This window comes from Bradyrhizobium sp. 192 (genome assembly GCF_023100965.1).
Taxonomy (GTDB): Bacteria; Pseudomonadota; Alphaproteobacteria; order Rhizobiales; family Xanthobacteraceae; genus Bradyrhizobium; species Bradyrhizobium symbiodeficiens.
Map to the genome: position 1 here is coordinate 5,499,461 of NZ_CP064690.1, position 17,577 is coordinate 5,517,037.

Genomic DNA, 17,577 nt, shown 5'->3' on the forward strand with positions numbered 1-17,577 from the left:
GTGGTGCGCTCGGAGGGACTCGAACCCCCACGATTTTACTCACTGCCACCTCAAGGCAGCGCGTCTACCAATTCCGCCACGAGCGCTTTGGGGATGCCGGCTTGAGGCCTGAAGGCCAGCCGGATCAACGGCGCCGATCTAACAAATCCATCAGAGGGGTACAAGCCTGCAAAGGCCCTGAATTCCACAGCTTTGCAGGAAAGTTCCGGCTCCTCCCCCGAATCGGCCCTTGCTGCAGGCCCAGGCCGCTGCCGTGCCCTATCGGATCCCCGGGCCGCTACCGCGTGCCCCGGCCGCTACCGCGTGCCCCGGCCGCTACCGCGTGCCCGGCGTGCGCGGCAGCATCTGCTTGACCTCGACCGCGATCCGGTTGCGGTCGACCAGCACGACGCCGGAGGCGACCGGCAGATTATTGGCCAAAACCTTGACCTCGTCGGCCTCGGTTGCGTCCAGCTCGATGATGGCGCCGCGGGAAAGACGTAATACCTGATGGATCGGCATGGTGGTCGTCCCGAGGACGACCATGAGATCCACGGTGACTTTATCGAGAGTAGGCACTGTCAGCACCGCCGCAACAGGGACTAAGGACCAAGGACTTCGGACAAGGACTTGGCATTTGCACCTGCAATGATCACCACGTTATGGTTAGCCAATGGTTAATTTACCCCAAAACCCGCGCCAAGAGCTGGATTTGACGTCGTTTTCGGCGTCCCACGGCCAGCCCGTGGAGTGGCGGATCTCGGACGCGCCGGTGCCCTATCCGGAGGCGGTGGCAGCCATGGAAGCCCGGGTCGCCGCCATTGCGGCGGGCGAGGCCCCGGAGCTGGTCTGGCTGCTCGAACACCCCCCGCTCTACACCTCCGGCACCTCTGGGAAGGAAGCCGACCTGCGCGATCCCCGATTCCCGATCTTCGCCACCGGGCGCGGCGGCCAGCTGACCTATCACGGGCCCGGCCAGCGGGTGGCCTATGTCATGCTCGACCTCAAGCGCCGCTGGCCGGACGTCCGGGCCTATGTCGCGAGCCTGGAGGAGCTGATTCTGCGCACGCTCGCTGCCTTCAACGTCCGCGGCGAGCGGCGCGAGGACCGGGTCGGCGTCTGGGTGAAGCGGCCCGACAAGGGGGTGGAGCACGAGGACAAGATCGCGGCGATCGGCGTGCGGCTGAAGCGCTGGGTCTCGTTCCACGGCATCGCCATCAATGTCGAGCCGGAGCTGTCGCATTTCGACGGCATCGTGCCGTGCGGCGTTACTGACGCCCGCTATGGCGTCACCTCGCTGGTCGATCTCGGTCAGCTCGTGACCATGGCCGACGTCGACATCGCGCTTCGGCAGGCGTTCGAGGAGCTGTTCGGACCGACCAAAGCGTTAGTGCCGGAAGCGGCCGTCTAACAATTTTCTCCCCGAGCCTGATCGCGCCTGCTCTCCCCTCCTCGCGGAATCGGCTATGCTCGCCTCAGGCGTCGCCCACGCCTCCCCCCTCCGCCGGGAAAGCAGAATTCATGCCGGGCGAGTTGATCATCGGCCGACTGTTCGAGCGCCAGGCATAAGGAGGGATTGCGCTTTCTGCTCGCATGGGAGGTTTCGACGATGAGATTGTCTGCACCGATCTACCAACTGAAGCGCAAGGCGAAGCGCCTGTCCCGCGAGGAAGGCATTCCGCTGCACGATGCACTTGACCGCATCGCGACGACGGAAGGGTTTTCCGCCTGGAGCATGCTCGCAGCGAAAGCCGCTGCCGTCACGCCGGCCAACAGGCTGTTTCCGCAATTCCGGCCGGGCGATCTGGTGCTGGTCGCCGCGCGGCCCGGCCATGGCAAGACGCTGATGAGCCTCGAACTTGCCGTGGAAGCCATGCGCTCGGGCCATCGCGCTGCGTTCTTCTCGCTCGAATACACCGAGAAAGATGTGCTGGAGCGCATCCGGGCGATCGGCGCGAGCCCTGCGCAATTCGCTGACATGTTCGAGGTCGATTGCTCCGACGCCATCAGCGCCGATTACATCGTCAAGGAGATGGCCGCGGCGCCACGCGGCACAGTCGTGGTGATCGACTATCTGCAACTGCTCGACCAGCGGCGGGAAAACCCCGACCTCTCCGTTCAGGTCCGCGCGCTGAAGTCCTTCGCACGCGACAAGGGGCTGATCGTCGTCTTCATCTCGCAGATCGACCGGTCCTACGATCCCGCAGTCAAGCCCTGCCCCGATCTCGACGATGTCCGCTTGCCAAATCCGCTCGACCTGAAGCTGTTCGACAAGACGTGCTTCCTGAACAATTCCGAGTTCCAGTTCCGGGTAGCAAGCTGACGGTCAGGCCGCGGGTGAGATGTCTCACCCGCGGCTTGCAGCCTCACGCCGCCTGCAGCGCAACGTCGAGCTTGCCGGCGATGTAGCGGCGCTCCTGGGTGAGGCCGCCGAAACCGTAGGCGTCGCCCTTGACCTCGTCGACATGCAGATAGGTCTCGGGATGCAGCGGCCCCAAAATCTCGGCCATGCGCTTGAACATGGCGGCGAGATAAGCGGCCTTCTCGTCCTTGGTGTTGGTGCCTTCGGTGACGTGGATGTCGATCCAGTAGCTTGCAAGCTTCTGCTCGGCGAGCGACTTGCCGCCGGCGAACCAATCGCCGGCCTCGACCGACTTCACGATGATGGCGGTCACCTTGGGATCCTTGTGCAGAATCTTTGCGGTGAGCTCGGACACGGCGCTGGCGATGTCGGCCCTCAGCGAGGGCGACTGGCGGGACGAGGTGTAGGACACGGTGATCAGGGGCATGGTGGCTCTCCTCGAGATGCAGCGCGGGATTTGCGCGGCGTTGATGAGAAGCTAGACCTCCTCTCGTCATTTTGGTATCTTATGTATGTTGATACCAGTGATAACTATTCATAATGACAGCCACCCTCGACATCGCCACGATCAAAGCCTTCCTGCTGGTCGCCGACCTCCACAGCTTCACCCGCGCCGCGGAAGCGCTCGGCACCACGCAGGCCGCGGTCAGCCTCAAGCTGCAACGGCTGGAGACGTTGCTGGCAAGACGCCTCGTCGAGCGCTCGCCGCGCGCCGTCAGGCTCACCGCCGACGGCGCCAGCTTCCTCGACCGCGCCCGCGCGCTGATGGCAGCGCACGATCGCGCGCTGTCGGGCGAGGCCCCCGCCGCACAGTCGCTCTCGCTCGGCATCTCCGACCACGCGGCGGGGCCCGAACTGGTGCCGCTGCTCGAACGGCTGCACGCGATGTCGTCAAACCTCACCCTTGCCGTGACCATCGGCTTCTCGCGCGAGATGCAGGACGCCTATGACGCGGGCGAGCTGGATGCCGTGATCGTCCGCCAGGAAGGCAGCCGCCGCGGCGGCGAGAAGCTCACCGAGGACGATTTTGGCTGGTTCGCATCACGACGCCTCACCTTGCCGAAGGGCGAGCCGCTGCCGCTCGCGACCCTCGCCCCGCCCTGCGGCGTCCGCGCCGTCGCCGTGCGCGCCCTCGACAAGGCCGGCATCGCCTGGCGCGAGCGCTTCGTCGGCGGCGGCGTTACGGCGGTGGTCGCCGCCGCGCTTGCCGGACTTGCGATCGCGCCGCTGGCGCGGCGGATCGCACCTTCCGGGCTGATCGACATCGGGCCAGCGCATAAGCTGCCAAAGCTCGGCAGCTCGAAAGTGATGCTGCATTCCAAGGTCAGCGATCCCGCAAAGCTCGCGGCGCTGCGCGCGGTGGCGGCGACGTTCCGGAGCGCGGCGACCGCCTGATACTTCACAAGATCGCTTCGAACGCGCTCCGCAGCGTCTCGTGCCGGAACACAAATCCACGACTCAGCGCCTTGTTCGGCAGCACGCGCTGACCGCCGAGCAGGAGTTCGTCGGCGAAACCGCCGCCGATCCGGCGGAGCAGACCACCGGGAATGCGGAACACCGCGGGCCGACGCAGGCGGCGGCCGAGCTCTTCGGTGACCACTCCCTTGTCAGGTTGGCTTCGCCCCGTATACGGAGGCGGACATATGCCTAAAAATGTTCCACCGTCGGGGAACCATCTCCCCCTTGCGGCGTTTGCCCCCGTTGAGGCAGGGTCCGGGAATGGTCGAAAAATTTAGTCAACAGAGAGACTTGTTCGAGAGCGAGCGCAGTTTCCGGCTGTTGGTTGAGGGAGTTGCGGACTACGCCCTCTATATGCTCGATCCCAGGGGGATCATCACCAGCTGGAACATCGGCGGCGAACGCATCAAGGGCTACTCGCCAAACGAGATCCTCGGCCAGCATTTCTCCCGCTTCTACACCGAGACCGACCGCGCCAACGGCAAGCCGGCCCGCGCGCTCGGCATCGCCAGGGAAAAGGGCCGCTACGAGGAGGAAGGCTGGCGGGTCCGCAAGGACGGCACCTTCTTCTGGGCGAGCGTGGTGATCGACCCGATCTACGAGGGCGGCGAGCTGGTCGGCTTCGCCAAGATCACGCGCGACATCACCGAACGCCGCAATACCCAGCTCAAGCTCGAGGCGATGCAGAAGCAGCTCGCCGAGTCCCAGAAGTTCGATGCGCTGGGACAGCTCACCGGCGGGGTCGCCCACGACTTCAACAACCTGCTGATGATCATCAGCGGCAGCCTGCACATGCTGAAGCGGGGTGCCGACGACCCGACCAAGCTTCAGCGCGCGATCTCGGCGATCGAAACCGCCACCAAGCGCGGCGCTGCGCTCACCAACCAGCTCCTCACCTTCGCGCGGCGGCAGAGCGTCAATCCGCAGGCGATCGATTTTGCCGAACGCATCGCGGCGATCCGCGAGGTGCTCGATGCCGGCGTCGGCAGCTCCGTGCGCCTGGACTTCGAGATCGGCGGCGACGTCTGGCCGCTCAAGACCGACGCCTCAGAACTCGAGACCGCGCTGCTCAACCTCGTCATAAATGCCCGCGACGCGATGCCCGACGGCGGCACGGTGACGATCGGCGCGCGCAATGTCGTGCTGGACGAGGCGCCGCGCGCCGGCGACTTCGTCGCAATCGACGTCACCGACACCGGGCTCGGTATTCCCTCCGACGTGCTCGGCAAGATCTTCGAGCCCTTCTTCACCACCAAGCCGATCGGAAAAGGCACGGGCCTCGGCCTCTCCCAGGTCCACGGCTTCGCCCATCAGGCCGGCGGCACGGTGAAGGTCGCAAGCGAGCTCGGCAAGGGCACGACGTTCACCATCCTGTTGCCGCGCGGGAACGAAGCACCATCACAAGAGATGACGGGAGAACCGGCATTCCACGGCAGCGGCACAGTGTTGCTTGTGGAGGACAATCCGGACGTCGCGCTGGTCAGCATCGGCCTGCTCGAACAGCTCGGCTACCAGGTGCGCCGGGTCGCGGACGCCGAAGCCGCCTTGCGTGAGATCGAGAGCAACGGCGTCGACTTCGTGTTCTCCGACATCGTCATGCCCGGCAAAATGGACGGCCTCACCCTCGCCCATCATCTCCGCGAGATCCGCCCTGGCCTGCCGATCCTGCTCGCCACCGGCTACAGCGAGGTCGCCGCCGGCGTGCGCGGCGATTTTCCGATCCTGCGCAAGCCGTATGAAATCCACGAGCTGAGCGAGGCGATCGCCAAGCTGCCAAGGTGAGGTTCTCGAGAGGTGAACCCTTCGTAGGGTGGGCAAAGCGAAGCGTGCCCGCCATTTTACGACGATCGCGAAAGTCGTGGTGGGCACGGCGCAAGAGCGCCTTTGCCCACCCTACGAGACAAACTTAGCCGCTCGGCATTTACCTGTCCCATACGGCCGGAGCACAGACAGCACCTACACCGTCGGCAACACCGAAAACGCTTCCCCTGCCCTGCGCAGGTTCAGCTCATCCGCGTTCGCCGTCTCGCTCGTCACGCTGTCCACGCGTGAGGACGGCGGGCCGTGGCGGCACAGCGCGACCATGTCGGCAACTTGCTTCGGCGCTCCCGCGAACAGCGCTTCGACGCAGCCGTCGCGGCGATTGCGCACCCAGCCTTCGAGGCCGCACGCAGTCGCCTGGTACTCGACCCAGGCCCGATAGCCGACGCCCTGCACGCGGCCGCGGATCATGACCTGGAGGATCGCCCGGCTCATTTTTTCAGCCCGAGCAAGTCGGCGCTGCGCGCCTTGACCTCGGCCTCGCGCATGACGCGGTTGGTCAGGTCCGCCGACGGCAATCCCTTCAGCTCCTTCGGCGCCGTGCCTTCGCGCAACGCTTTCAACGTGTCGTAGACGGCCCGCGTTGCCGCCGCGATCGGCGCGTGACCCTGAAGCGCGATGCGCACGCGCTGGCTGGCGAGATAGTCGAGCGTATTCAACTCGTCCGGCGCACCACCGAGCACGATGGGGAGACGCGTTGCAGAGGCGATCGCCTCGAGTTCGGCGCGCGACTTGATTCCGGTGAAGAACAGCGCATCGACGCCCGTCGCCTCATACGCCTTGGCACGCTTGATCGCGTCCTCGATCGAGGTGATCGAGGCAGCACCCGTGCGACCGATGATGACCAGCGAAGGATCGCTGCGACCATCGAGCGCCGCCTTCATCTTGCCGACGCCTTCCTCGAGCGAAATCAGCTGCGCCTTGGCCTCACCGAAGGCCGCCGGCAGCAGCGTGTCCTCGATGGTGAGGCCGGCGGCGCCCGCCGCCTCCAGCTCCTGCACCGTGCGGCGGACATTGAGCGCATTGCCATAGCCGTGATCGGCATCGACCAGCACCGGCAGGCTAGCTGCGCGCGACATCCGCCGCATTTGCTCGCAAAGCTCGGTGAGCGTGATCAGCGTGATATCGGGATCGCCGAGCACCGCGAGCGAAGCGACCGAGCCGCCGAACATGCCGAGCGGAAATCCGAGATCCTCGGCGATGCGGATCGAGATCGCGTCATAGACCGAGCCGGGATGGACGCAGGCCGAGCCCGACAGGATGAGGCGCAGTTTCTCGCGGCGGGTACGAAAGGCCATGGGTGCCTCACTCTCAATTCCTCATCCTGAGGAGCGCGCTCTTGCGCGCGTCTCGAAGGATGCAGGCCCGGCTGTGGCCTCGCCCTTCGAAACGCCGCGCAAGCGCGGCTCCTCCGGGTGAGGGTCGACTGTCGTACTTGGAGCGCTTTACGCAAATTCCAGGATCAGCGCGTCCACCGCGAGCGTCGCGCCGGCACTGGCATGGACCTTCTTCACGGTGCCGTCCTGCTCGGCGCGCAGCACGTTCTGCATCTTCATGGCTTCGACCACCGCCAGTGTCTCGCCGGCCTTGACCTCCTGCCCTTCCGTCACCGCGATCGAGACGATGAGCCCGGGCATCGGGCACAGCAGCTTCTTGCCGGTGTCGGAGGCCGTCGTCACCGGCATCAGCCGCGCCGAAGCCGCCTCCGCTTCGGTCCAGACATAGACCGGGACCTCGACGCCCTGATGCGCGAGGCGGATGCCGTTGGGTATCGGACGCACCTGCACTGCGACCAAATGGCCGTCGATCGTGCCCTGCCAGACCGGATCGCCCGGCTTCCACGGCGAGGCCAGCAGATGCGAATTGCCGGCCTTGCCCTCGGCGTCGATAAAGCGCACCGCGATGGCGTCGCCCTCACGAGCGACCTCGAGCTGGATCTCCTGACGGTCGAGCCAGACCGCGCGGCGGCGCTCGCGCTGCACGACGCGGCCGCCCATCTGGCCCGAGATCTGCCGCTTGCGCTCACCCAGCACGTGATCGATGGCGGCGCCGACCGCGGCGATGCGCCGGGCGACCTCGCCTTCGGGTACGCGCACCGCAAAGCCCTTGGGGAATTCCTCGGCAATGAAGCCGGTCGACAGCCGCCCCTCGCGCCAGCGCGGATGATGCATCAGCGCCGACAGGAACGGGATGTTGTGGCGGATGCCGTCAACGTAGAACGAGTCCAGCGCGGTCGCCTGCGCCTCGATCGCGGCCGCGCGCGACGGAGCATGCGTGACGAGCTTTGCGATCATCGGATCGTAATGGATCGAGATCTCGCCGCCCTCCTGCACGCCGGTGTCGTTGCGCACGGTGATGCCGTCCTTGCTCACTTCCGCCGGCGGTCGGTATTTCACCAGCCGCCCGATCGAGGGCAGGAAGTTGCGGAACGGATCTTCGGCATAGAGGCGCGATTCCACCGCCCAGCCGGTCAGCGTGACGTCCTTCTGAGCGATGCCGAGCTTCTCGCCGGCGGCAACACGGATCATCTGCTCGACGAGGTCGATGCCGGTGACGAGCTCGGTGACGGGATGCTCGACCTGAAGGCGCGTGTTCATCTCCAGGAAGTAGAAACTCTTGTCCTGCCCTGCGACGAACTCGACGGTGCCGGCGGAATCATAGTTCACGGCCTTGGCCAGCGCGACCGCCTGCTCGCCCATCTTGCGGCGGGTGGCCTCGTCGAGCAGCGGCGACGGCGCCTCCTCGATGACCTTCTGGTTACGGCGCTGGATCGAGCACTCGCGCTCGCCGAGATAGACGACGTTGCCGTGCTTGTCGCCCAGCACCTGGATCTCGATGTGGCGGGGATCGACGATAAACTTCTCGACGAAGACGCGGTCGTCGCCGAACGAGGCTTTGGCCTCGGCCTTGGCGAGGTTGAAACCTTCCGCGACCTCGGAGGTCGAATGCGCGATCCGCATGCCCTTGCCGCCACCGCCGGCGGATGCCTTGATCATCACGGGATAGCCGATCTCGTCGGCGATCTTGACCGCGTGCTTGTCGTCCTCGATCACGCCGAGATAGCCGGGCACGGTCGAGACGTTTGCTTTGGCGGCGGCCTTCTTCGACTCGATCTTGTCGCCCATCGCCGCGATCGCGCCCGGGTTCGGGCCGATGAAGACGATGCCGGCGGCTTCCAGCGCGCGCGGAAACGCCTCGCGCTCGGACAGGAAACCGTAGCCGGGATGCACGGCCTGCGCGCCCGTCTTACGGCAGGCCTCGACGATCTTCTCGATGACCAGGTAGCTCTCCGCCGCGGCCGGCGGGCCGATCAGCACGGCCTCGTCGGCCATCTCGACATGGAGGGCGTCGCGGTCGGCTTCGGAATAGACCGCAACCGTCTCAATTCCCATGCGGCGCGCGGTCTTGATGACCCGGCAGGCGATTTCGCCGCGATTGGCGATCAGAATGCGTTTGAACATGCTTCTCTTGAGTCTCGACCTTGGGCGGGACCCTTCCCTGGCCGTTGGGGCCTATGGGGGACGGGCCGTGTGGCTCCCGTGGTACATCAAAATGGGCTGGAGGCAACGGTCTAAATCCGGGCCATCTGGCGTACCAGCGCAAGACCGAAACGGGCTCGGGAACGGGCTGGCGGCGCCCGGGGCGCCCTACCCCTTCCCGATCGCGGACGCCGATTTGGCCACGTCCCGAACCAGGCTGTGAATGAAGTCCAGCTTGGCGACCACGGCCTGCGACAGGATGAAGGGATAAAGGTCGCGCGCGCCCATGGCACGGTTGACGCTGTTCATGGCGAAGGTGAAAGGCAGCCATGCGTTGACCAGGGCCTGGACGTCCCTCGCCTCGTAAGGGTTGAACCGGATGCGGGCCGTCAAGTCCCCGTCGCGGTCGACCTTGGGACGCACCTCCATGCCGAACTCGGCCGCCATCTCCAGGGTGTCGACGATGTGGAGGTAGTGCGCCCAGGTCTCGGCGAAGTCTTCCCAGGGATGCATGGTGGCGTAGGCCGAGACGTAGCTCTGCTGCCAATCCGGTGGCGCGCCTTCGGCATAGTGACGCTGCAAGGCCTGGCCGTAATCGGTGGAATCGTCGCCGAATACCGCGCGGCATTCATCGAGCTTGCCGCCGCCCTGCACCAGTACGTCCCAGAAATAGTGCCCGACCTCGTGGCGGAAATGCCCGAGCAGTGTCCGATAGGGCTCGCCCATCTCGAGCCTGCGCCGCTCGCGCTCGATCTCGTCGGTCTCGGTCAGTGCGATCGTGATCAGGCCGTTGTCATGGCCTGTCATGACCCTCTCGCCGCTCTGCGGATCGTCGGCGAGGAAATTGAAGATCAGGCCATGCTCGGGGTCGTCCTGCCGGGTCCGGAGCGGCAGCTTCCAGCGGATCAGGGAGTAGAACAGGCGGTGTTTCGCCACCTCCAGCTCGCGCCAGCCGGCAAGCTGGGCGGGATCGGACAGATCCGGCACGATGCCGTTGTGACGGCAGGCGCGGCAATAGCCGGTGGTATCGCCCGTGTCCGTCAGCCAGTTGCAGGCATCGTACTCGGCATTGCGGCACAGCATCCGGCTTTCGCCCTTCTCGGCCAGGATCTTCCAGGCCTCGCCGTCGGGCTCGATCGCCGACATCGTCTCCTTTTCCGGCAGGAAGGCAACCTGATGGCCGCAGCGTTCGCAGGCACGGTTCTCGAAATAGAGAACGTTGCCGCAGGACTGGCAGACAAAGAGCTTCAAGATCTATCCTCTTCGGAAAGGGAGCCTTTATCAAAAAAGGCATTGGTGGCGCCTCGCGAAAGACGCGCCCGCCGGCCGATCGTTCCAGTCTCCGGAACAAATTGCCAGACGCGGCGTTTGATTGATACGCATCGCCGCCCGTTCAGTGGTGTCTTTCCATACCAATCCCTTTAAGCAATGGCCATCACGCTCTGTCTGTGTGAATATCGGTCCGGCACGTGCGCTCCCGCATGACAACGGCCGATGCCTTGAACGATCCCCTGCCCGAGACCATCGCCGCCGAAAGGCTGCGCCAGCACCTCGAAGACGTCGCGCGCGAGCGCGACAACGCCTATCGCGCGCTCCAGGAGCGCGAGGCCGAGCTGGCGCGCATCCAGCGCATCGCCAAGGTCGGCGGCGTCGAGGTCGATTTCCGCGACGGCTTCAAGAACCGCCGCTCGCCCGAATACCTCATCATCCACGGCCTGCCGCCGGAGGCGGCCGGGGAATCGCACGAGGATTGGGTCAATCGCATCCATCCCGACGACCGCGACGCCGCGGTCAAACACTTCATCGATGCGCTCGCCGGGACCAGCGAAGACTACACCGCAGAGTACCGCATCGTCCGCCCCAATGACGGCGAGACCCGCTGGATCCGGGTCGTCGCCAAGATCGAGCGCGACCAGGATGGCCGCGCCATCCGCCTCGTCGGCGCCCACATCGACATCACCGACCAGATGCTTGCGCGCGAGACCCTGCGCGAGAGCGAGGAGCGATTTCGGCTGATCGCCGACAGCGCGCCCGTGCCGATCTGGGTGACCAAGCTCGACCGCAAGCGATCCTTCGCCAACCAGGCCTATGTCGACTTCGTCGGCTTGCCCTACGACCAGGCGATCGACTTCGACTGGCGCAAGGTGCTGCATCCCGACGACCTGCCGCGCGTACTGCAGCAATCCGTTCAGGGCGAAGCGTCGCTCAAGCCTTTCGTGCTGGAGGCGCGTTACAAGAACGCCGACGGCGAATGGCGCTGGCTTCGCTCGGAATCGCAGCCGCGCTGGGACCCGACCGGCAGGCATATCGGCTTCATCGGCGTCGCCCACGACATCACCGTCGCCAAGCAGGCCGAGATCGAGCTGCGGCAGCTCAACGAGACGCTGGAAGAGCGCATCGCCGAGCGCACCGCCGAGCTCGAATCCAATGAAGCGCGGCTGCGCGCGATCCTGGAGACCAGCAACCAGTATCAGGGCCTGGTCAATCTCAGGGGCGAGCTGCTTTACGCCAACAAGACCGCACTCGACGGTATGGGGGCGAGCTCTTCGGATGTCATCGGAAAGCCGTTGTGGGAGACGCCGTGGTTCAGCGCGACGGAGGGCATGGGCACGCTGGTGCGCGAGGCCTTCCACACCGTGCTGAAGGGCGACGCCGTGCGGCTGGAGATGCGCCTCCGCCTTCCCGTCGGGGAGCGCGATTTCGACTTCGGCATGCGCCCCGTGCTCGACCGCCACGGCAACATCACCGGCGCCGTGCCTGAAGCCGTCGACATCACCGAGCGCCGGCGCGGCGAGGAAGCACTGCGGCAGTCGCAGAAGATGGAGGCGATCGGGCAGCTCACCGGCGGCGTCGCGCACGACTTCAACAATCTCCTCACCATCATCCGCTCGGCCACCGATTTCCTGCGCCGCCGCGAGCTGCCGGAAGAGCGCCGCCGCCGCTATGTCGATGCCATCTCCGATACCGTGGAGCGCGCCTCAAAGCTGACCGCCCAGCTGCTGGCGTTCGCGCGCCGGCAGCCGCTGAAGCCCCAGATCTTCAACGTCGGCAGCCAGGTCGAGGGCGTCGCGCAGCTGGTCCGGCCGCTGGTCGGCGGGCGTATCGACATCGCGGTGGAGATTCACGATCCCGACTGCTTCACGGTGGCCGACATCGCCCAGTTCGAGACCGCGCTGATCAACCTCGCCATCAACGCCCGCGATGCCATGGACGGCGAAGGCCGCCTCGTGATCGGCGTGCACAAGGTCTCCGGCATCCCGAGCCTGCGCGCGCAATCGGCGCGCGGCGGCGACTACGTCGCGATCTCCGTCACCGACACCGGCAGCGGCATCGCGCCGGAACATCTCGACTCGATCTTCGAGCCCTTCTTCACCACCAAGGAAGTCGGCAAGGGCACCGGCCTCGGCCTCAGCCAGGCCTTTGGTTTCGCCAAGCAGTCCGAGGGCGACGTCGCAGTGACGAGCACCCAGGGCAAGGGCGCGACCTTCACCATCTATCTGCCGCAGGCACAGAGCCCCGTCGCCGAAAGCCAGGCGGCGGCACTCACCAGTGAGACCGCGACCACCGGGCGTGGATATCGCGTACTCGTGGTCGAGGACAATGACGATGTCGGCCAGTTCTCGACCGAGCTCCTGGAAGATCTCGGTTATATCGTTCGCCGCGTCGCCAACGCCAATGCGGCGCTGGCGATCCTTGGTGAAAACGAATTCGCCGTCGACCTCGTATTCTCCGACGTCATCATGCCCGGCATGAACGGCGTCGAGCTCGCCGGCATCATCCGCGAGCGCTATCCCGGCCTGCCCGTGGTGCTGACGTCCGGCTACAGCAACGTGCTCGCCGAGAACGCCCATCGCGGTTTCGAATTGATCCAGAAGCCGTATTCGGTGGAATCGCTGTCGCGGATTCTGCGAAAGGCGATCAGCGAGAAGATTTCGATGGCACGGTGATTCACTCGCCACCTTCGTCCCGGACAAGCACAGCTTCAGACAAAGCGTAGCGCCGGCAGATCCGGGACCGATACTCCCGGGAGGGAGTTGTATCGCCGGCTGATAGGCGCATGTCATCGTAAAATGTGACCCTGCGGTCATGAGGCCGGGTCCGCGTTAGACTTGTCCGCGACGGCCGCTGAGTCTTTGAAAGGCTATGGTCTACACAAAGGACGATCGAGAAACTGATGTCGACCCAAGACCCCGATCTGACCAGGCGAGCCGGCCGCGCGCTGGATGCGGCCAATTTCTTCCTCGCCGACGTCCGCGACGGGCTCGGTCCGTACCTTGCCGTCTATCTGCTGACCGAGCAGCACTGGGACGAGGCGCGGATCGGCCTCGTGATGTCGGTCGCGACCATCGCAGGCATCCTCGCCCAGACCCCGGCCGGTGCGCTCGTCGACGCAACCCGCGCGAAGCGGACAGTGATGGCGGTGGCAGCGATCCTCGTGACGCTCGCGTCATTATCGCTGCCCTTGTTTCCGAGCTTCCTGCCGGTCGCGATCTCGCAAGGGATCGCGCAGGCGGCCGGCGTCATTTTTCCGCCGGCGATCGCCGCCGTCTCGCTCGGCATCTTCGGACATCGGGCCTTCACCAGACGGATCGGCCGCAACGAGACCTTCAACCATGCCGGCAACGCCGTCGCGGCGGGCCTGGCCGGATTGTCGGCCTACTGGTTCGGACCGACGGTCGTGTTCTATTTGCTCGGCGGCATGGCCATCGCAAGTCTCGTCAGCATCCTCGCCATTCCCGAACGGACGATCGACCACGATCTCGCGCGCGGGCTGGACGGAGCGAACGATGCCGAGCACCACGACCAACCTTCGGGGCTGAAAGTGCTGCTGACCTGCCGCCCCCTGCTCGTCTTCGCGATCTGCGCGTTGCTGTTTCACCTCTCCAACGCTGCGATGCTGCCGCTGGTCGGGCAGAAGCTGGCATTGCAGGACAAGAATCTCGGCACCAGCCTGATGTCCGCCTGCATCGTCGCCGCGCAGCTCGTGATGGTCCCGTTCGCAATGCTGGTTGGCGCCAAGGCCGACACATGGGGACACAAGCGCTTCTTTCTCGCCGCTCTGCTGATCCTGCCGATCCGCGGCGCGCTCTACACGCTGTCCGACAATCCGTTCTGGCTGGTCGGCGTGCAGCTTCTCGACGGCGTCGGCGCCGGCATCTTCGGCGCGATCTTTCCCGTCATCATCGCCGACCTCATGCGCAACACCGGCCGCTTCAACGTCGCGCAGGGCGCCGTCATCACCGCACAGAGCATCGGCGCTGCGCTGTCGACCACTCTGGCGGGCTTCGTCGTTGTCGGCGCGGGCTACAGTGCGGCGTTCATCACTCTCGGCGTTGTCGCCGCGATCGGCGCCGTGATCTGCCTTCTCGCGCTGCCCGAGACACGACATGGCGGCCCACGCCGACGGGGGGAGACAGCGGCGCCGGCATCCGCTATCGCTGCCGAATGACCACACTTCACGTCAAGGACTGACCGTGCCGTCTGACGCCATCTGGGCCTGGAGCATCATCGTCGTCGCGACCGCTTGCGTCATCATCCGGCCGTTCCGCCTGCCCGAGGCGATCTGGGCCGTGATCGGTGCGGGCGCCCTGGTGCTGTCAGGCCTGCTGCCGTGGCGGGACGCGCTCACCGGCATCGAGAAGGGCCTCGACGTCTACCTTTTCCTGATCGGCATGATGCTGATCGCCGAGCTTGCACGCCTCGAAGGCCTGTTCGACTATCTCGCCGCGCTCGCGGTGGAATATGCGGCCGGCTCGCCGCAGCGGCTGTTCCTGCTGGTCTATCTCGTCGGCACGCTGGTCACGGTGCTGCTCTCCAACGATGCCACCGCGATCGTGCTGACGCCCGCCGTCTACGCCGCGACACGCGCGGCCGGCGCCAAACCGCTGCCCTATCTGTTCGTCTGCGCCTTCATCGCCAATGCCGCGAGCTTCGTGCTGCCGATCTCCAATCCCGCCAATCTCGTGGTGTTCGGCGCGCGCATGCCCGAGCTCACCGAATGGCTGCGCATGTTCGCCCTTCCCTCAGCGGCGTCGATCCTGCTGACCTACATCGTGCTGCGCCTGACTCAGCACCGCGCCCTGAAGGAGGAGACGATTGCGTCCAGCGTGCCGCATCCCAAGCTCGGCCGCGGCGGCAAGCTGACGGCAATCGGCATCGTCGCGATCGGCATCGTGCTGGTCACGGCGTCCGCGCTCGACAAGCAACTGGGCTTGCCGACCTTCATCTGCGGCGGCGTGACGGCTGCGATCGTGCTGCTGATCAGCCGCCAGTCGCCGCTACCCGTACTGCGCGGCGTGTCTTGGAGCGTGCTGCCGCTGGTCGGTGGTCTGTTCGTGATGGTGGAAGCGCTGGTCAAGACCGGCGTGATCGCGCAGCTCAGTGCGCTGCTGCATGAAGCGGTCGCGCAGTCGGTGCCGAAGGCGGCCTGGAGCGTCGGCATTGCCACCGCGATCGCCGACAACATCGCCAACAACCTGCCCGTCGGCCTCGTCGCCGGCTCGGTCGCCGCCAGCGACCATTTGCCGGCGCCCGTCGTCAGCGCCATCCTGATCGGCGTCGATCTCGGCCCCAATCTGTCGGTGACAGGCTCGCTCGCCACCATCCTCTGGCTGGTCGCACTGCGCAGGGAGAAGATCGAGGTCGGCGCCTGGCCGTTCCTCAAGCTCGGCCTGCTGGTGACGCCGCCCGCCCTGGTCGCGGCGCTGGCGGCGGCGATCCGATAATCTTCCGCTTTTTGCGGCGCATCAATGTCGCCGCTGGTGCGGGAGCTAGACTTTACCTTGTCGCGCGGCTCCATCGCGCGTGGCAAGGAGGTTCATCATGCAGATCCAGTCGAAGGCGTTGCCGCAGAGCTTTTCCCTGCGCCGCTCGTTTCAGAGCTTCATCGCACCGAACCGGAGCCGGACGGAAACGGCCCACCCGTTGCTGCTCGTTGCGGCCGTGGTGCTGCTGACCCTGTTCGCAATGGTGGAGGTCGATGTTCACAGCGCCCAACTCCAGGCGATCGGGCTGCTCGGCCACGGCACCGGGATCGATCCCGTCTTCCTCAGCCCGTAGCCCGATCGGGGACAGCCCCGATCGCGGCCATGGCCGCGCCGGGGCTGCGCGTTATCAGTCGTTCTCGTAGCCGTAGACTTCCGGCAGGATGAAGATTGCGGCGAGCAATCCGATCAGCGGGAAGATCGCGACGAACAGCGTGGCGTTGGCCTGTCCGATCGCCGCGAACAGCGACGGGAACAGGAAGATCGCCAGGAACGACGGCAGCTTCACGAACATGTAGGCGAAGCCGCTGGCGGTGCCGCGATATTGCGGCTTGGCGACCATGGTCGGGATCGTCATGCAGTTCGAGGCGTCCCAATAATGCCCCCACAGCATGGCGGCCGCCGCGAACGGCAGCAGGATCTTGTTGTCGGTGTAGAGCGCGAAGGCTGCGACCAGCAGCGAGACCAGAACGATCGAGAAGCCCGCGATCGAGATGCCGCGGTGGCCGATCTTCGGTGTCAACAGCGGACCGACCCAGCCCGACACGGCGGCGAAGGAGAATAGCGCCATCGTCACCAGATTGATGCCGAGCACGCTCGACACGCCGACCATGACGAAAAGCACCGGCAGATAGAACGCGAAGGTCGAGAACTCGCTGGCTTGCGCGAAGCAGGCGATCCAGCCGTAGATCGTGGCGCGCCAGCGGATCGGATCCTTCTTGAGGTCGGCGAGGAACGCGCGGGTGGAGACCTTGGGCACCTTGACGTCATGGTCCGGCAGCATGGCGAGATCGTCGTTGAACATCTCGCGCGCGACCTGCTTGGCCTCGCGGTAGCGTCCCTTCTGCACCAGCCAAACCGCCGTCTCCGGTACGTCGTGGCGCATGATCAGGATGATCAGCGCCGGCACCGCGCCGAGGCCGAGCGTCACGCGCCACAGCGTCTCATGGTGGATGTCGAGCAACAGGAAGATCACGATGACGCCGATCGTCAGCACCTCGCCGACGGCGAACATGAACTGCCAGCGGTTGCCCATGACCTCGCGCTCACCCTTGGCCATGGATTCCATGATGTAGGTGTAGCCGGTCGAGATGTCCGAACCGAGCGGAATGCCTAGCAGGAAGCGGACCACGACGAGCCAGAACACATTGGGCACGAAGGCCTGCGCCAGTGCGAGCACGATGAACAGCACCATCGTGGCCAGGAACATGACGCGGCGGCCGATCTTGTCGGAGAGCCAGCCGCCGAGCAGCGCGCCGATCAGGGCGCCGCCTTGCGTGCCGGCAGCGGCGAGACCGAGCATCAGCGGATCGGGATTGTACTGCTCCTTGATGAAGATCAGCACGAAGGCGATCGAATAGAGGTCCCAGGCTTCGACCAGGATCGAGGCCATCATCAGCCAGCCGACCTTGTTGCCCTTGGGACTGTAGTTGGTGATGAGGTAGCGGACCGCAGCTTCGCTCGCGGTCGGTTGTGGCATTGCCATCGTTGACAT

General features: G+C 65.5%; 15 protein-coding genes, 1 tRNA gene and 1 pseudogene. 8 read left to right on the forward strand and 9 right to left on the reverse strand.

Going from position 1 to position 17,577, the window contains the following annotated elements; all coding sequences use genetic code 11:
- Nucleotide 1: 1 nt before the first annotated feature.
- Nucleotides 2-86: transfer RNA gene (locus tag IVB24_RS25520), tRNA-Leu, on the reverse strand.
- 229 nt (nt 87-315) lie between these two features.
- Complete coding sequence (locus IVB24_RS25525) at nt 316-558, reverse strand: FliM/FliN family flagellar motor switch protein (RefSeq protein ID WP_011088012.1); 243 nt, start codon at nt 556-558, stop codon at nt 316-318.
- Nucleotides 559-652: 94 nt separating this feature from the next.
- Here IVB24_RS25525 and lipB point away from each other — a divergent pair, with 94 nt between their 5' ends.
- Together lipB and IVB24_RS25535 are read left to right on the forward strand one after the other, a co-directional pair.
- Entirely contained in the window at nt 653-1,390 is a 738-nt protein-coding gene (lipB, locus tag IVB24_RS25530) for a lipoyl(octanoyl) transferase LipB (RefSeq protein ID WP_247769463.1), read from the forward strand.
- 198 nt (nt 1,391-1,588) lie between these two features.
- The gene (locus IVB24_RS25535) at nt 1,589-2,302 is read left to right on the forward strand and encodes a DNA helicase (protein ID WP_247769464.1); all 714 of its coding nucleotides are present in this window, start codon (nt 1,589-1,591) and stop codon (nt 2,300-2,302) included.
- Between the two features lie 43 nt (nt 2,303-2,345).
- Here the strand turns inward: IVB24_RS25535 and IVB24_RS25540 are convergent, their stop codons facing one another.
- On the reverse strand, nt 2,346-2,768 hold the full coding sequence (locus tag IVB24_RS25540; RefSeq protein WP_247769465.1) for a 4-oxalocrotonate tautomerase family protein: 423 nt from the start codon (nt 2,766-2,768) through the stop codon (nt 2,346-2,348).
- Nucleotides 2,769-2,881: 113 nt separating this feature from the next.
- On the opposite strand from IVB24_RS25540, the gene IVB24_RS25545 reads away from it, so the two are divergent.
- Complete coding sequence (locus IVB24_RS25545; RefSeq protein ID WP_247769466.1) at nt 2,882-3,736, forward strand: LysR substrate-binding domain-containing protein; 855 nt, start codon at nt 2,882-2,884, stop codon at nt 3,734-3,736.
- A gap of 4 nt (nt 3,737-3,740) precedes the next feature.
- Here IVB24_RS25545 and IVB24_RS25550 read toward each other — a convergent pair.
- A pseudogene (locus tag IVB24_RS25550) lies at nt 3,741-3,935 on the reverse strand (DUF1731 domain-containing protein); the annotation flags it as partial.
- A 125-nt stretch (nt 3,936-4,060) separates the two neighbouring features.
- Here IVB24_RS25550 and IVB24_RS25555 point away from each other — a divergent pair.
- Nucleotides 4,061-5,581 carry a PAS domain-containing sensor histidine kinase gene (locus IVB24_RS25555; RefSeq protein ID WP_247769467.1) on the forward strand — a complete coding sequence of 507 codons (1,521 nt, stop codon included), beginning with the start codon at nt 4,061-4,063 and terminating at the stop codon, nt 5,579-5,581.
- 174 nt (nt 5,582-5,755) lie between these two features.
- Here the strand turns inward: IVB24_RS25555 and IVB24_RS25560 are convergent, their stop codons facing one another.
- From IVB24_RS25560 to IVB24_RS25575, 4 genes are all read right to left on the reverse strand, one after another.
- Nucleotides 5,756-6,055 (reverse strand): acylphosphatase, encoded by a 300-nt coding sequence (locus IVB24_RS25560; RefSeq protein ID WP_247769468.1) that lies wholly within the window; start codon nt 6,053-6,055, stop codon nt 5,756-5,758.
- Nucleotides 6,052-6,918 (reverse strand): isocitrate lyase/PEP mutase family protein, encoded by an 867-nt coding sequence (locus IVB24_RS25565; protein WP_247769469.1) that lies wholly within the window; start codon nt 6,916-6,918, stop codon nt 6,052-6,054. The genes IVB24_RS25560 and IVB24_RS25565 overlap by 4 nt, the downstream gene beginning before the upstream one ends.
- A gap of 147 nt (nt 6,919-7,065) precedes the next feature.
- A complete protein-coding gene (locus IVB24_RS25570; protein ID WP_247769470.1) occupies nt 7,066-9,081 on the reverse strand; it encodes an acetyl/propionyl/methylcrotonyl-CoA carboxylase subunit alpha in 2,016 nt (671 codons plus the stop codon).
- Between the two features lie 186 nt (nt 9,082-9,267).
- Nucleotides 9,268-10,350 carry a putative zinc-binding peptidase gene (locus IVB24_RS25575; RefSeq protein ID WP_247769471.1) on the reverse strand — a complete coding sequence of 361 codons (1,083 nt, stop codon included), beginning with the start codon at nt 10,348-10,350 and terminating at the stop codon, nt 9,268-9,270.
- A gap of 218 nt (nt 10,351-10,568) precedes the next feature.
- Here IVB24_RS25575 and IVB24_RS25580 point away from each other — a divergent pair, with 218 nt between their 5' ends.
- From IVB24_RS25580 to IVB24_RS25595, 4 genes are all read left to right on the forward strand, one after another.
- Nucleotides 10,569-13,046: a PAS domain S-box protein gene (locus IVB24_RS25580; protein ID WP_166469067.1), complete on the forward strand. Its 2,478-nt coding sequence runs from the start codon at nt 10,569-10,571 to the stop codon at nt 13,044-13,046.
- Between the two features lie 227 nt (nt 13,047-13,273).
- A complete protein-coding gene (locus IVB24_RS25585) occupies nt 13,274-14,548 on the forward strand; it encodes an MFS transporter (RefSeq protein WP_247769472.1) in 1,275 nt (424 codons plus the stop codon).
- Between the two features lie 25 nt (nt 14,549-14,573).
- Nucleotides 14,574-15,824, forward strand: coding sequence for an arsenic transporter (locus IVB24_RS25590; RefSeq protein WP_247769473.1), 1,251 nt, complete (start codon nt 14,574-14,576; stop codon nt 15,822-15,824).
- Nucleotides 15,825-15,921: 97 nt separating this feature from the next.
- Nucleotides 15,922-16,158, forward strand: coding sequence for a hypothetical protein (locus tag IVB24_RS25595; RefSeq protein WP_247769474.1), 237 nt, complete (start codon nt 15,922-15,924; stop codon nt 16,156-16,158).
- A gap of 54 nt (nt 16,159-16,212) precedes the next feature.
- Here the strand turns inward: IVB24_RS25595 and IVB24_RS25600 are convergent, their stop codons facing one another.
- On the reverse strand, nt 16,213-17,577 hold the full coding sequence (locus IVB24_RS25600; RefSeq protein ID WP_346771338.1) for an MFS transporter: 1,365 nt from the start codon (nt 17,575-17,577) through the stop codon (nt 16,213-16,215).